This is a genomic window from Photobacterium obscurum (assembly GCF_026191635.1).
In the GTDB taxonomy this organism is placed as follows: Bacteria; Pseudomonadota; Gammaproteobacteria; order Enterobacterales; family Vibrionaceae; genus Photobacterium; species Photobacterium obscurum.
In genome coordinates, this window is the sequence record NZ_JAKRRW010000012.1 from 19,841 (window position 1) to 33,706 (window position 13,866).

Here is a 13,866-nt window from a genome sequence, read left to right on the forward strand (position 1 = left end):
CAACCTCTAGCAATGAAAATTCAACTACGATCAGTAGTGAAATTATCTAACTTATCTCGCTAACCATAACAATGCGGACACATCGCTATGAAAATGTTAATGAATGTCGATTTTCCTCATGAACCTTTCAACACATTAGTAAAAGAAGGGAAAGTGGGCGCTGTAATTGAGCGGATTCTTGAAGATCTTCAACCTGAAAATACGTATTTCACTGAGCTTGATGGTACACGAAGTGCTGTCTTGGTCATCAACATCACCGATTCATCACAGATACCTCGCTATGCCGAACCGTTTTTCTTGATATTTAATGCCGACTGCCGATTTCGAATCGCAATGACTCCCGAAGATCTTGGAGCATCAGGGTTAGACGGATTAGGAAAAAAATGGTTGTAACAACGAAAGAACCTTCTCAAAGCGAATCACAACAGCTTAATAACCACAAATAGCGGCCGACTAGATAACTAGCCGACCGTTAAGGTTAACAACACCCGTTTCTATAAGCTCAGCCATTAGACCTTAAAAAACTTTAGTTGCTCATTGAGGTCAGCAGAAAGCTCGGCCAGCGAATGACTCTGTTCAGCCAACGCCGATGCCGCTACACTGATTTCATTACCTGAGTGATGAATGCTACCTACATTGCTATTAACTTCTTCGGCTACAACACCTTGCTCTTCTGATGCAGAGGCAATCTGAGCAATCATGTCATTGGAGGCATGCAACTCCTCAACCATCTTCTCGATTTCCTGATGTGTCACCGATACAGACTCAACACTGCTACTAACCTCGGCATGGCAAGCCTGCATTGCCTCAGAAGCTAGTTTTGCACTCGCAATCAATGCTTCAATCGTTGACTGGATCTCCCCAGTCGAATCCTTAGTTCGACTTGCTAACCCTCTAACTTCGTCAGCAACAACAGCAAAGCCTCGCCCCTGATCACCAGCCCGCGCCGCTTCAATCGCCGCATTCAATGCCAGCAAGTTAGTCTGTTCCGAGATCCCCTGTATCACCATCACCACATCACTGATATCAGTCACACCATGGCGTAATTTATCTACCAGGCTATCAGCAATTTCCACATTCTCAGCCAGCCTGTTAACCTGCTTAGCTGTCTGCTTCATATGTTCGCCACTGCTTTGAGCCAAAGAGACCACTTGATCAGTATTTGCCGCTGCCTTTTCTGAGTTCTGGGCAACATCAGCAATCGTGACCGTCATTTCATTCATCGATGTAGCCAATTGCTCCAACTGAATTCGCTGTGACTCAGTATTCGCTGCACTTTGCTCCGTTGTAACGGCTATATTTTTTGCCATATCGGAAGAATTCACGGCTGAATCCATACTAAGTCGCAGTGTTTTATGAATACTGTCTAACATGCTGTCTAGTTTTCTACACAAAATGCCAATTTCATCTTTGCGATCTTCATTCATCCTGATCCGAATATCACCGTCAGCGATAGCATTTAGCTGCTCAACCAACCGATTTAATGGCTGAGTTATATTTCTACCAATGAAGTAAGTCGCGACAATTAGTAGAAAACCTGCAACAAATGCCATTGGTACCTGTGTCCATACGTCATGCCAGAACGCGGTATTGATATCTTCGACCAAGATCCCCGTACCAATAATCCAACCCCATTCAGGCATTCGCTCAATATAAGAGATCTTGTCATACAGCTCATTGCTTGGAGAGCGCCAGCTATATTCGACATACCCTGCACCTTCCCGGTTAGCCAGCTGGGTCATTTCGGCCATGTAATATTTTCCATTGCCGTCAGTCATCGTACTACCGTCTTGCCCAACCAGGCCCGGCTTTAGTGGATGCATAAGCGTTTTTGAATTAGAGTCAGTAATCCAAAAATAATTATTGTTATCAAAACGCATCGCTGCCAACGTTGATTTAGCCTGTTGCTGAGCCTGACTTTCACCAATCTCATCTGACAACTGATGAAAGTATTTCACCGTACTAACAGCATTTTCCACTAATGAACTGAGCTTATCCTTTCTGTCTTCTAACGAGCTTATTCGCTGACTGTTTAAGCTATACACGCATAGTGCAATGAGGAAAAAGACTGAAATAACTTCTATCAGCATGATTTTTCTTGAAACGGAGTAATCCTTTAACCTAGCCATTACCTTTCCTATAATAATTTCTTATATGCCACAAGGTTTATAATAGACAGCTAAAATACTTTTGCATGGGTTAGTAGCAACTTTCAGAATTGATGTTGTTATTTCATGGAATTACAGTCTAGAAATGCTGCTTGGCGCGGAATATTACAACTGATTATCGTGCTGCCAAATTAGGTTGTCTCAATGAGAAAGCAGACCTGTACTGAGCTGACAAAGAATCATCGCTGGAAGTAAGGTTGATCACGGTTTCTATGTATTGTACTGAATTAAATTTCAGCCATTACACTGTTAATGGCCTTTCACACTTCCTGGTTTCGTTATACTCAAGTGCCAACAACAAAAAGTCTGGGAGCTTTTTGCGACTAATCGAACATTGGTGTATTAAAAGGCAACCATAACCTCACTTTACCTATTCATTTTGAGTAATTACTTTACAGTGTGCACATATAGTCATACATTGTTGCACCTTAAATAAGACATAACCATACACCAAACCAATAACAAGGTAACCATAGCAAACAATGATGCCGGAGCCAGGTTGTCTCATAAACCCCTATACGCTTAAAGGTGATGAGTACCAAAGCCATATTGAACATACACAGTTATTTACTCGATTATTGCTCGAAGTATTAAAAAATGATTACAGCGAAATTGATGATGAATTTATTGCTGACATTGATATCGCGGCCATCATGCATGATATCGGTAAGCGCTACATTCCAGAATCGATTGTCTTTAAAAAAGGGCTCTTAACGCAGGATGAGTATGAAATAATGAAAACTCATACGACCAAAGGACATCAGCATTTTTTGGAGACATGCCACCATATCGACACTCCTCGTTATCACATGATTAAAGATGTGATCTTATATCACCATGAGCGATGGGATGGCACTGGTTACCCGCAACAAAAAAGCGAGACTGATATACCGCTAGCCGCTCGTATTGTGGCTCTCGCAGATGTGTTCGAAGCGCTGATCAGCCCACGTTCTTATAAGCTTCCTTATAGCTTTGAAAAGGCCAAGCACATTATCTGTGAAAACAGCGGTAGCCACTTCGATCCGAATATCGTACTGGCCTTTGTTAAACAAGAAAAAGCGTTTAGAAAGCTCACTCTATCATTGCAGGCAACTTTCAAAATGGAAATAGCGTGAGTGATACCAATTATCAAGCTGGACTGTTTCTCGGCAATTTTCAATCTTGCCTAAAGTTTTCATTGGTAACCCAAGTCAATAGTGTTATTTTTCAAAGAAATACTGACAGTACCAACATGGTTTCAAAATGACGGAAAGATACACAAAAGGCCTAAACAAGCTCAATGAATTAGATTCCAATGCCGCTGAAGGGTTAATCAATAGCTTCAAAGATATTTGTCCGGATCTTGCCAAGTACACAATTGAGTATCCATTTGGCGATGTGTTACAGCGGGATGGACTCGATTTCAAAACCCGTGAGCTTGCTACAATTGCTGCTCTGACAGCCATGGGAAACTGCCAGCCCCAGCTCAATGGACATATTAATGGCGCGCTGAATATCGGTTGCACACCCAAAGAGATCACCGAAGTTATTCTTCAGATGTCTGTCTATGCTGGTTTTCCTGCGGCACTGAATGGTATGAACGTCGCAAAAGAAGTCTTTCTGTCTCGTGACATTATTTCGGAATAGTGAAGCACGCTCCTATATAAAAAAACAGCATAGGTACATTTACCTATGCTGCTTCAGAACATGCTGTAATGGCCGTTTCACAACGGCCCATCACACTTTAATTTTTCTTCTTTCTAGACCACATCACTCCAAATAATGCTAAAAGGCCAAAGAAGTTAATGGAACCACCGCTACCTCCACCTTTCTTCGAAGATTCTTGTGGTTTTTTTGCCTCCTCGGGCTTAACTGCAGGAGCTGCCGCAACTTTTAGATTAAATGCGTATTGACGCGTACCTTTACCCGGAGTCGTGATCGTCAATGCAAAACCCAGCTCCTCCTCATTGCTCGATGAAGGAAGTCCAACGGTAAGCGTTCTTGCTTCAGGCTCTAGAATCGTTACTTCAGGACCTTTAACCTGTTCCCACTTAAACTGATAGTCCACACCGTCTTGAAGCTCTGCCAGGCTGTCGGCCTCTAGCATAAACTTAGACCCAGCAGATCTAACTTCAGTCTCAACATCAATTGGCGTTGGGCCGATATCGCGGATATCAAATCGGATGACTTTTCGGCTCTCTCGGCTATCTTCACTGACGGTAAGCTCCAGCTCTACCGCAGAAGATGAACTCACCTCCGGCAACGCCGTTTTAATCTGCATACCTTGCTGCGGAAAACCGGACAATGACGGGCCACTTAGTTGCTTCCAGTTAAAAGAAAGTATTCCAGTACCAACCCCGGTAGAACCCGACGCATCAAGAACTAACTCACTAAGTTCATTCTGCTCAGCACTGAAGTCTTTTAATACAATAACCGGATGAGGAATCACTTGCTCGGCAACTTCAATTCGCCACTGGCTCTTGGTATGAGTTTCGCCATCGAATGCGTCAACTTCAAAAGACAATGTACTGTCTGACGCACTAGCCGGTACTTTAAACTGCAGGCTTGAACCATTAGCGGTCCACGCAGCATCCGCGCCTGACACTTGTCGCCAAGTTAGCTTAAGTGACGCAGGCCAAGCATCTGGATCCTGGGCATTACCCACAAGCGTGATCTGATCACCAACATTTGCTTGCGCCGGACCTGTAATCGTGACGGTCGGAGCCTGATTCACATAAGGCGCCCATGAAAGCTGATGAGTTGCAGTCGAGGACGCCTCGCCATCGTTGGCACTAACCTGAACTTGTACCGAGCCCGCCTCAGTACTTTTGGGGATCGTCAGGCGGATTTTATCCTTGCTTAGCTGCTCAAAAGGAAGCGCCTGCCCTTTGACCTGCCAATTCAGTGTTACCTTATCTGCAGTTTCATCCTGCCAGCTGGCCTTAATTTCAACCTGCTGGCCTGCTTGAGCATTCGCCGGACCAGTTAAGCTCAATACCGGAGCTTTATTCGCAGGTTTAACATTAATCACCCGTGTCGCCGTCGCTGTCGTTTCACCATCGCTAACTTCTGCCGTGACTGTAACAGACGTTGCCGTTGTCGCAGCTGGCACTGTCCACGATAAACTTGGGCCATTTGGCAACGCCGGGGTATCGACTCCGGTAATTTTCCAGCTAACAGTAAGTTTATCTGCTGAGGTTTCCTGGTCTGAAACCTGTGCTGCTAAATTCAGTAACTTGCCGGCCTGAACCTCTTCCGGCGCATTAAGGGAAATAGTCGGTGGCGTGTTAATGTGCTTCAACTCAATAATTCTGGTTTTGATGACAGCCTTATCCACCGGCTCGCGACCATCCCTGACGCGAACAGAAAGCGTCAATGTCTTATCCGTATCAGACTCAGGTGCCGTCCACTGAACAGAATTTCCTTGGCCAATCCCCTGGCTGTCAATAAACCATTCAACCATCAGATAGCCTTCGCTGTCCGAATCCGATAGCGCCTCAACAGTAAACGTTACGCTCTCACCTTCTTTCACTTCTGACGGAGCGTTTATTTCAAACGTTGCAGGCTGGTTTACCGCGTCGATTTCAACCTTATGCCGAACTGTGCGCGCCTCTCCGCCCAGTGTCAGCGATGCTTCAATCTCGTAACTAGTGGATTCGGCAAGGTTTGGAATGCTCAGGTTAAAATATTCTCCTTCAGACTGGTTACTTTCACCGACAATCTGCCAGTTAACCGCTACTGGATAGCCATCCATCATTGCAGTGAATGAAATCGTCGACATCTCGGAGGCCTTAACCGGGCCTTCAATGGTGAAAGCAGGAACACAATCCAAAGTCAGTAACTCAGCACTCTTATAATCGGTATATGTCTGAAGTTTCCATTTACCTGAAGATAGCTCCGCAGCACTGTCAGCACCTAGCCACAAGGTATTTCCGCTATGTGCCAAGGTTGTCAGATTTATTGTTTGCCCATCTTTAGTCAGCTTAGGCATAGAGCTGATTGGCGTGTCACTGCTCAGGCGCAAAACATGACGTGTATTATCACTTTCCCACCCCAGCGTCTCGCTAAGATCCAGCCACCATGAGTTATCCTGTTTAGCAAAAGACTGAGTTTTCGATTGCTGGCCTCCGATTAATGTGAACGGATACGCTTTATCTTGCACCAACCTACCATCTTGAAAATGGCGCAATGTTAAAGGTTGAGAGCTGGCTTCACCACACACCAATTGCGGTGTAGGAAGTATCAAGGTTTGCTTTTCACTGGCAGCTAAATTGATATCCATTTCAGCCTGTTCAGGGAAAGCGACGGTTACGCCTTCTGCCCTTTCGCCTGAATCATTATTAACCAGCGTTATCTTGGTCCCAGAAGTTAGTGGCGAAACTAACGCAACACGTGATTCGGGTTCAACCTGTCGTGGAAGCAAGTTTGAATTGGTAAGGTGCAAACGATAGAACGCTTCTGCCTGCAGGCTTGGATCCAGTCGACGAGCCGTAGCCAACAAAGCCTGAGATAACTCGCGATAAGAAACATCCGCAGAAAGCCCAGCAAAAGACTCCAGCACAATATGATCAGCCAGTTTTCGTCCCTCAGCCTCACCGTGAACCTTGATCAAATCTTGCATTGCCGCGAGCAACGGTTGAGCAAGCATCGGCTCGAAAAAGACCTTGCCGTCCGGACCATCAATACCACCGTGGGAGCCGGAAATTGCCTGTTCCATTCCTTCAAAATAATCATACTGCGGAGTCAGAAGCTGTCGACCCGCACCTTTAGCCCCACCAGTACAGACATCATTTCGAAATTCAGCCAGAACACCATCCCAATCTGAGTCCTGCCGTAGAAAACCTCCTGCCCAATAATCCGCAAAACCTTCGTTTATTGCCGTGATCACGGAATTTGTTCGTGCCAACGGCTGTAGGCGAACAAAAATAGAGTGTCCCTGTTCGTGGAGAACTGCGCCGGGATCATACAAAGAAGCCGGACAACCATTATCAGAAATCTGGATAACGTCGAATGCCGTTCGGTAGATGCTGCTGCCGGTATTAACCGATAAAACTAAGCCGGGTTTGGCGGGAAACAGATGCGAATAACCCAAGGTATTGGCGGCATAGTCCAGCCCCTTATCGGCGTAGCCAATATTGGTAATAATGCTGGTTAATTTGTACTTGCCGTCAATATCAGACTCGTCCCACAGTTCCTTAAACGGACGAGCATCATAATTCCATGGGAAATTAATACTATCGAGATAGACAAGGTTCGCCGTTCGGACTTTACCCGCCATATTTATTGGTAGGCTCTTAGAGATTGGAGGCCATACATCCCAAAAGTTCGAGACATAATCAGTATCCAACGTTCTTTGAGGATGCTGCTCATAACTTTGCCAAGTCCAAGCAGACAATGCAGGTATTGCATCTTCGCTACTGCGCTTCGTGTAGGGAAAGCGTTGCAAAGAGTCTGGACTTGATTTTTGGCTATTCCACCATAGTTCCAATACACCGTCTGGATTACGAGAAGGCAGATTAAGTTGATAACCAAGCACCAGTGTATTATCCGCCATAATACGATATAGCGGTGATCCCGTGATCTCATCTACCGCATAGCTTTCCTGTAGCTGGGTTTGATCTGCCTTATTTAACAGCTGGAGCCGACTGGCTTGAATGCTGAGTGAGCGAGACAGTGATGAATCAGGATCGGCAGCAAGAGTTTTTAACTCACTGAGCGCCTCATCAATATTTTTTATTACACTGTTATTACCTGCATCTTCTTTTGGCAGCGAATCAACAACCCTGTACTGATAACGAAAAAGCTGACAGTTATTGTCGATAGATAAAATCAGCTCCTGTTTTTCTACTGGTACATTGTTATGGTGCAGGTTGAAAACCAGATGGTGGCTATCAACGCCATCAATTTGCCCAAGATACAGAAAGTCATTTGGCTGCCAACTGCTACCGACACGAGACAAGACTTCCCCTAGCAAAACACGTCCTTCAGCCTCACCAGCCGACTGGCCAGCCGGACAACTTAGCTCTTTTGGAAAGGCCATTGCTTCTGTCTCTTGCAATGGCACCGCATGTGCCGAGCCGGCAAGTAGCAAAAGAAAAGACATATTCAATTTCAGCATTATCGATAAACCTTAAACTCTAACCTGTACTTGTTTCCGCCATAGAAACAGCGAATTAACTGGTCGTACAACCATTTTGAACAGCGTATAATATATTTAAAGCTGATAATAAACCATTCCTTCACGGAATTTATTAATAGAAAAAGACAAATTATTAATGGTTGACGTACAGACCAAACCGTTAAGTAGTTAGCTACATCCCTTGGGACTTGAGGCTAACCAATAATGACCTATTGCCTTATCAATTCATCACCAGATAACTGAGCAACGAGATAATCGACAATAACTCTAATGGCCGGGTTACTGGTTCCTTTCTGGTGATAGAGTAAATGCAGACAAAAATTACTCAGTACATATTCGGGCAATATTTCGATTAGTTTACCGCTAGCTATGCTGCCATCTACAAAGAAACTTGGCAGTTGCGCAATCCCTATTCCCGCTTCACACAAATGTTTAATACTCTCTCCTGAGTTTGTGTATATAGCACCGTCAACAGATACGGATATTTGTTCGTTCCGTGTATTTTTGAATCGCCAACGCCTTTGATTACCCAGAGAGCCTTCAACAAGACACTGGTGTTTGGTCAGATCCTTAGGTGATGACGGTACACCGTATTGCTTTATATAATCAGGGCTAGCAATAACGCGCAACGACGCGTCACTTAGAGGACGGGAGATAAAGCTAGAATCAAACATTTGTGACGCCCGTAGAGCAACATCAAAACCCTCATCGATCATATTTTCAAAATCATCATTCAGAACAATATGCAATTGGATCTGAGGAAATTGCTGATGAAAACGTGGGATATGAGGAACAAGCAATTGCTGGCCGAGGAAGGTGGGCGCCGTGATTTTCACTACACCCTGAATTGTCTCCAAGTCTTCATCCGCGTGAGCCTCAAGTTCATTTACCTGACCAAGAATTTCCTTAAATCGGACAAGTTGCTTATGCCCGTCTTGCGTAAGGCGCATATTGCGTGTCGAGCGATTAACTAGCTTCCTTCCAAGCCAAGATTCCAACTCGGTCAAATTCTTACTTACAACAGAATTCACCACACCTAACTTTCGCGCAGCCGCAGACATTGAACCTTGATCGGCAATTTCCACAAAAATCGCCATCGCTTTTAGCTTATCCATAATTTCGCAATTTAGAAAAAGTGATTTCAGATTTAACCGTATTCTGGAAAACAAGTAAACCACCTACACTCCCCATATCGAAAACAAAGACAAGGTAAAGATCATGAAAATTGCAGTATTCGGTGCATCGGGAAAAATTGGTCGTAACGTCGTTAATCAGTTAGAAACTAAGCATAAAGTAATTAAAATTGGCTCCCGGTCAGGTGACATAATTGCTGACTATACCGATAGCCAAAAGATCCATTCTGTATTTGAACAACTTGGTATGCTTGATGCGGTTGTCGTTACTGTAGGCAGCGACAGCATATTCAAGCCATATCACCAGCTTACAGATGATGACTTCCGTTACGGTGCAGAGCGAAAGCTAGTAGCCCAATTCCGAATTGCCCATATCGCGGAACAACACCTAAAACCAAATGGTTCGATCACCCTGACTAGCGGTTTCCTCAGCCATTACCCAAACGCTTACAGTATCGCCACCGGCCCATTTAATGCCGCCATCGATACTTTTGTTCAGCACACTGCCCCCTTACTTGATCGCGGTATTCGATTGAATGTCGTTAGCCCTGCCCCGGTCGTTGAACCTGAACGAACAGGCAAAGGACTGATCAGCGCCGAGCAGGCCGCCAATTTCTATATTGAAGCGATTGAAGGCAATGCAACAGGCAATGTATTCCGTGCTTGGGGGGGGCTTCCAGCTCCAGTTAAGTAACCTCTAGTTTGATAAGTCTAAGTAGGATCATCAAATGAAATACTCATTATCAATCCGAGCAATTCACTGGCTAAGTGCCGCAACTATTATTGGCCTTCTCATTCTTGGGGTATATATGACGCCCTATGATATAGCCAACATTGAACATTCAGAATCATTATATTTCTGGCATAAGTCATTCGGTATTCTTTCATTCCTGTTTGTGGTCGTCCGAATTATTAACAAACGCCGACATGCATTGCCCGAATTGCCAACCACCATGCCTAAGCACGAAAAGCTAGCGGCTAAATTTGCCCATACAGCACTGTACCTATTAATGATAGTGGTTCCAGTCCTTGGTTATTTGCAATCAAGTACTTATGAATTCAGCAGTGGCATACATTTCTTTGGAATTGACTTACCGGAGCTTGTACCAAATAACAATGCCATATTTGAAATCACGAATATCTTGCATAAGTGGGCCTCTTATTCGCTTATTGCTGTACTTGTCGCACATGTAGCTGGCGCACTTAAACACAGGTTCTTAGACAAAGAGAATGACGTCCTTAACCGAATTCTTTAGCGGAAATAAAACTCAATGGAAAGGAGATACTCATGAAAGTACGTTTTAGATATTTATTGATTGCATCACTCGCATTAGGCCTGACATTAAACACAGCATCTGCATCTGAAAATATTACCGAGCTTAAAGCGAAAATAGCAGAGCTACAATTACAGGTTGATGCCCACAAAGCCGAAAGAGAGCAAACCGCCAAGCATCTTGCTACATTCGACGAACTTGACCTAGAGGCATTTAACCACCGAGATATGAAACGTATTGGTGAAATACATGCCGACGATGTGATTGTTCATAATCCAGACGGTACGAAAACGTCACCGTTTAAACCACACTCAGAAGAGCTGCAATACCTATTTGATGTATTCCAATTCAAAGTAACCGACCATATTGTTGGTTTTGGGCACGGTGAATGGACTGCAGGTATTAGTATCTCCGAAGGAAAATGGGTTAAGCCTCTTACCCTTCCAGACGGTACTGTCAAACAGCCAACTGGCCAACATGTACGGATCAAAATTGCGACCATCGCCCGCTGGAAGAACGGTCGAATAGCCGAAGAGTACTTATTCTGGGATAACGCCGATTGGAATAGACAAATCGGCTTAGAATAGCAACTTACCTCTCTCAGTAAGGTCGAGCCATCAGCCGCCCTTACTGAGAAGTATCATCAGCCGACTACCAATATGCTAATACTAATCAAACCGTGCAGTAACTAACATCATCTTTGACACCATACGACTAATGTATATAGAGCACCGTCAAAACGGCTTATACCCGAGTCTCTTCAAAGTGCTTATTCAGAGAGAGATTCTTTTCCCATAGGGAGTCATTTGATGTGAATCACTCAAGCTATTCAATCATCATGGCACTGTTCATTTTTTTGTTTGCTGCCGTTGCTACCAAGCCATTGAGCAGGCTAACCAGGATCCCCTATCCCATCCTGCTGATGACTGCCGGTGTACTGCTTAATCTCGCCCAAGAACCTCTCTCTCTGCCGCTAAAAGCCCTGACAACCAAAGAAGTTGCACACGATATTATCTTGTTAGTGCTGTTGCCTACTCTGGTATTTGAAACCGCCTATAACCTTGATATCAGCAAACTAGCCGCCAACCGACTGGCTATTTTTGTACTCGCGCTGCCCGGGGTTCTCATTTCGACATTGGTGGTGGCGACATTTGTTGGCGGATTTACCTCTCTAGGCTGGCATTTTGCCCTGCTGCTCGGGGCCATATTAAGTGCGACCGATCCTACCGCCGTTATTAGTGCCTTTCGCCAACTCGGCGCGCCCAAAGATCTGATCATGCTTATCGAAGGTGAAAGTCTGTTCAATGACGCCACAGCGATTACCTTAACCAAAATACTGTTTGTGAGCTTTACCCTTGCAGGCGGTGCCTGGTCTACCCTATGGTATAGCTGTAGTCTGTTTTTGCTCACCCTAGGCGGCGGTATCATCTGTGGCTGGCTCTTTGCTCGGCTATTACTGCTTGTACTAGACAAATTGCCCGATGATCCCTTCCTGGAAATCAGCCTAAGTCTGCTGTTGGCGTTTGGGAGCTATCTATTTGCCGAAGAGGTGTTGCATGCCAGTGGCATCGTGGCAACAACCATCGCTGGCATCACTCTCGCTACCAACGCACCGCTGCCCATTTCGAGAAATTCTCAGCAGTATCTCAATCACTTTTGGTCTTACCTTTCATTTATCGCCTCGGCGATCATCTTCATGATCGTCGGACTATGGATGGATTTTGCCCTAATCTGGGATAATGCTGGTATTTCGCTGGTAGTACTAGCAGCGCTATGGTTATCGCGGGCGCTGATTGCTTACGGGCTGCTCCCGCAAATAGGTCACCTGCAAAGGCTGGCCAAGCCGACCCCCATGGGGTTTCGTCACCTCGTCTATGTTGGCGGTATGCGCGGGGCGGTAACCATGGCTTTGGCAATGGGATTGGTAACCATGACCGGAGATGAAACCATCTTATCCATTGCTATCAACGTGGTGTTTATCACCATTATATTACAGGGATTGCTAATAGGACCGCTGGCTTCGCATCTAAGCCTGAAGGAACGGGATATTAATGACAGCATCGCAACCACAGAGCTAACTCTCTCTGCTTTGCATTATAGCCGGAAGGCACTACAACCATTGCTCAAGTCAACGTTTGCTCAAACCGGAGCGCCGCAAGAACTGACGTTTAAATTACGCCCGATCATCGAAGAACAGGAAAAGCAATTACGCCACTGGTTTAGTGTCGAAGTAGGGCCCATCGGTTTATGGAATCGCCTGATGCTACGCTGTGCCAGTATAGAGATCGGCTACCTCTATCAACTTTTTGATGGAGGGCTGATCAAAGCTTCGGTATTTGAACAACTCAAGAACTCGCTCGATGAACAAATGGAGGCGATCCGACATCAATACCAACGACCAACATTTTCACATTTACCCAAACAAGTATCGAGCCTGCTTCACCGTGCCAGACAGCAGGTAGCAAGCCCGCATCCAGTACTGGTGGAACACGAATACGAAATGGCCTGGGCTAGGCTTATAAGCTGTACGAATGTTCTCGAAGGGTTAGAGACGATAACCAAAGAGGAAGGTATTCCGCCAACCGTAGCCGATAATGTCGCCAAAATATGGCTTGGCTGGCTAGAAAGCTGCGAGGTAAAAATCGCAGAAATAGAAAAACAGCAACCTGTTATGGCAGCTCGGGTGCAACGTCAGTTATTGAGAAACTACCTTAAAACCGCCCAGTCCGAGCACTTGCAGCAGTATGTCCAGCAATGCCTGATTTCAGAAGAAGATGCAGAACGAATCAAAAAGTTATTGAAATCTATGGACATCTAACGACTAGGCGACTCTGATGCAAGACCAAGGAACAAGCCGCTTAAGTAAACTATCCGTGCAGGTATTTGCGTTTGTAATCAGAAGCTTTGGCGAAGACAAAAAATGGGACTACCGGCAGTAACAGACCAATAGAGAAGACTAATTCTTCATTCGCTAATACCTGATACGTACTTACCATGATAACCATTGCCAACAGGCATAAGTTCAAAAAATGCAACTTAGGATTATTAAAAGCAAATTGCGCGTACATTCGGATCATTTATACATACCTATCGATCATTTCCGTTGGTTTATATTTGCGGCAGGAATTCTGGATTCTTAAACAAAAAATTCAACTTATTAGATACCACTAAAA

General features: G+C 44.9%; 11 protein-coding genes. 7 read left to right on the plus strand and 4 right to left on the minus strand.

What is annotated here, in order from left to right:
- Positions 1–87 precede the first annotated feature (87 nt).
- Positions 88–393: a panthothenate synthetase gene (locus MD588_RS15255; RefSeq protein WP_265698256.1), complete on the plus strand. Its 306-nt coding sequence runs from the start codon at positions 88–90 to the stop codon at positions 391–393.
- 116 nt (positions 394–509) lie between these two features.
- Here the strand turns inward: MD588_RS15255 and MD588_RS15260 are convergent, their stop codons facing one another.
- Positions 510–2,129, minus strand: coding sequence for a methyl-accepting chemotaxis protein (locus tag MD588_RS15260; protein ID WP_265698257.1), 1,620 nt, complete (start codon positions 2,127–2,129; stop codon positions 510–512).
- A 521-nt stretch (positions 2,130–2,650) separates the two neighbouring features.
- Between MD588_RS15260 and MD588_RS15265 the strand changes: the two genes are divergently transcribed.
- Positions 2,651–3,283 carry an HD-GYP domain-containing protein gene (locus MD588_RS15265; RefSeq protein WP_265698258.1) on the plus strand — a complete coding sequence of 211 codons (633 nt, stop codon included), beginning with the start codon at positions 2,651–2,653 and terminating at the stop codon, positions 3,281–3,283.
- Between the two features lie 127 nt (positions 3,284–3,410).
- On the plus strand, positions 3,411–3,794 hold the full coding sequence (locus MD588_RS15270; protein WP_265698260.1) for a carboxymuconolactone decarboxylase family protein: 384 nt from the start codon (positions 3,411–3,413) through the stop codon (positions 3,792–3,794).
- A gap of 97 nt (positions 3,795–3,891) precedes the next feature.
- Here the strand turns inward: MD588_RS15270 and MD588_RS15275 are convergent, their stop codons facing one another.
- Complete coding sequence (locus tag MD588_RS15275) at positions 3,892–8,265, minus strand: GlyGly-CTERM sorting domain-containing protein (RefSeq protein WP_265698262.1); 4,374 nt, start codon at positions 8,263–8,265, stop codon at positions 3,892–3,894.
- A gap of 230 nt (positions 8,266–8,495) precedes the next feature.
- A complete protein-coding gene (locus tag MD588_RS15280; RefSeq protein WP_265698263.1) occupies positions 8,496–9,401 on the minus strand; it encodes a LysR family transcriptional regulator in 906 nt (301 codons plus the stop codon).
- 103 nt (positions 9,402–9,504) lie between these two features.
- On the opposite strand from MD588_RS15280, the gene MD588_RS15285 reads away from it, so the two are divergent.
- From MD588_RS15285 to MD588_RS15300, 4 genes are all read left to right on the plus strand, one after another.
- Entirely contained in the window at positions 9,505–10,113 is a 609-nt protein-coding gene (locus MD588_RS15285; protein ID WP_265698265.1) for a short chain dehydrogenase, read from the plus strand.
- Positions 10,114–10,147: 34 nt separating this feature from the next.
- A complete protein-coding gene (locus MD588_RS15290; RefSeq protein WP_265698266.1) occupies positions 10,148–10,675 on the plus strand; it encodes a cytochrome b in 528 nt (175 codons plus the stop codon).
- Positions 10,676–10,707: 32 nt separating this feature from the next.
- Entirely contained in the window at positions 10,708–11,280 is a 573-nt protein-coding gene (locus tag MD588_RS15295) for an ester cyclase (RefSeq protein WP_265698267.1), read from the plus strand.
- Between the two features lie 224 nt (positions 11,281–11,504).
- Positions 11,505–13,511, plus strand: a complete 2,007-nt coding sequence (locus MD588_RS15300; RefSeq protein WP_265698268.1) for a cation:proton antiporter — start codon at positions 11,505–11,507, stop codon at positions 13,509–13,511.
- 49 nt (positions 13,512–13,560) lie between these two features.
- Here MD588_RS15300 and MD588_RS15305 read toward each other — a convergent pair whose 3' ends face one another.
- Positions 13,561–13,770, minus strand: a complete 210-nt coding sequence (locus MD588_RS15305; RefSeq protein ID WP_265698270.1) for a hypothetical protein — start codon at positions 13,768–13,770, stop codon at positions 13,561–13,563.
- Positions 13,771–13,866: the final 96 nt, after the last annotated feature.

Bases quoted from the DNA above. Each gene is read 5' to 3' on its own strand.
- MD588_RS15275 (WP_265698262.1), bottom strand. From the start codon at position 8,265: ATGCTGAAATTGAATATGTCTTTTCTTTTGCTACTTGCCGGCTCGGCA.
- MD588_RS15255 (WP_265698256.1), top strand. From the start codon at position 88: ATGAAAATGTTAATGAATGTCGATTTTCCTCATGAACCTTTCAACACA.
- MD588_RS15290 (WP_265698266.1), top strand. From the start codon at position 10,148: ATGAAATACTCATTATCAATCCGAGCAATTCACTGGCTAAGTGCCGCA.
- MD588_RS15265 (WP_265698258.1), top strand. From the start codon at position 2,651: ATGATGCCGGAGCCAGGTTGTCTCATAAACCCCTATACGCTTAAAGGT.
- MD588_RS15285 (WP_265698265.1), top strand. From the start codon at position 9,505: ATGAAAATTGCAGTATTCGGTGCATCGGGAAAAATTGGTCGTAACGTC.
- MD588_RS15305 (WP_265698270.1), bottom strand. From the start codon at position 13,770: ATGATCCGAATGTACGCGCAATTTGCTTTTAATAATCCTAAGTTGCAT.
- MD588_RS15295 (WP_265698267.1), top strand. From the start codon at position 10,708: ATGAAAGTACGTTTTAGATATTTATTGATTGCATCACTCGCATTAGGC.
- MD588_RS15270 (WP_265698260.1), top strand. From the start codon at position 3,411: ATGACGGAAAGATACACAAAAGGCCTAAACAAGCTCAATGAATTAGAT.
- MD588_RS15280 (WP_265698263.1), bottom strand. From the start codon at position 9,401: ATGGATAAGCTAAAAGCGATGGCGATTTTTGTGGAAATTGCCGATCAA.
- MD588_RS15260 (WP_265698257.1), bottom strand. From the start codon at position 2,129: ATGGCTAGGTTAAAGGATTACTCCGTTTCAAGAAAAATCATGCTGATA.